The organism is Microvirga aerilata, from assembly GCF_016743775.1.
Classification (GTDB): Bacteria; Pseudomonadota; Alphaproteobacteria; order Rhizobiales; family Beijerinckiaceae; genus Microvirga; species Microvirga aerilata.
This window is the reverse complement of record NZ_JAEQMY010000285.1, coordinates 1-1293: the sequence shown is the minus strand read 5'-3', so window position 1 is coordinate 1293 and position 1293 is coordinate 1. Positions and strand designations below refer to the sequence as shown.

The 1293-nt window shown below is 65.0% G+C and carries 1 protein-coding gene; it reads right to left on the bottom strand.

The genetic code is table 11. The features are described from left to right. Positions 1–148: 148 nt before the first annotated feature. The coding region (locus tag JKG68_RS32375) for an ISNCY family transposase (protein WP_202066536.1) at positions 149–1293 on the bottom strand (1145 nt) is incomplete at its 5' end.

Genomic DNA, 1293 nt, shown 5'->3' with positions numbered 1-1293 from the left:
ATGTCGGAACTCGTTAGACAAGTCACTGATTGCCCCCTTTAGAAATGTCACCCTAACCGGCTGGTCAGGTTCGACCGGATGAGCCGGAAGCAGCGCGGCGGAGCTGGCCCGGGTTGCGCAGCCGCGCTGCGTCAGGGCAGCCCGATCCTCAGCCGACCTTGAACAGGCTCTTGGCCTGCCCTCGCCGGCGCGGTGCTTTGCGACTGCGGCTCATGTCGAGCTCCTTCTGCCGCTCGGCGATATAGGCCAGAACCGAACCCAGCCGCTTGTTCTCGACAACCGCCGCCTGATCCACCTGCTGGCGGCGGTCAAAGGTTCTGTACGGCAGCTCCAGGCCCTTGTGCTTGATGGCAAAGCGGCCATCCGGATAGTCGTAGACCTGGACCTTCTGGCGGGCGAGGGACATCGTGACGGCGTCGGGCTCAAGGATGAACAGCACCTGGTCGTACTGCAGGGTCAGACTGCGCGAGACCGTCCGCTCCTCCCGCCAGGCAAACACATCGTCCAGCTCATCGTCTTCGCTGAGCGGGCGATGCAGGTCCTTGTCGCTGGAGGGCGCCTTGGCAAAGCGGCGATTGAAGTCCGCCATGAACGCCGGCAGGAAGGCATTGCCCGCCTCAAGGGTTGAGATCCCAGCCAGACGCAGCTCCTTGACCAGCCGGTCCTGCAGGGTGCCGTTGGCGCGCTCCACGCGGCCTTTGGCCTGCGGAGCATTGGCGCAGATGATGTCGATGTTGAGCTGATGCAGCGCCCGCCCGAACTGGGTCATGCCGTCACCTCCCACCGCTCCTTTGCCGTTGACGCGGAAGACGGCATGCTTGTCGGAGTAGAACGCCACCGGCTTGCCGTAGGCCTCCAGGTACTCCCGGGTCGATCGGAAATAGTCGAAAGTCGACTCGGTCTCGACGAACTTCAGATGCATCAGCCGGCTGGTGGCATCGTCAATGTAGACCAGCAGCGTGCAGGATGGGCCGCGATCCTCGAACCAGTAGTGCTCGGAGCCGTCGATCTGGATCAGCTCGCCGACGCAGTCGCGCCGATAGCGCGGCTGGTGCACGCGCTTGAGCCGCTGCTTGCGGTCCTGCCACAGGTCCGCCGCGATCATCCAGCGCCGGATTGTCTCAACGCCCAGATCGATGCCGTGCCGCTCGGCAAGCTTCTCGCAGGCGAGGGTCGGGCCGAAATCGGCATAGGTGGCCGTGATCAGCGCCAGCACCTCGCTTCGCAGCACCGCCGGGTAGCAGCGGTTGCTGGGCCTGCCGCGCCGGCGCGACACCAAGGCCGCCGGACCGC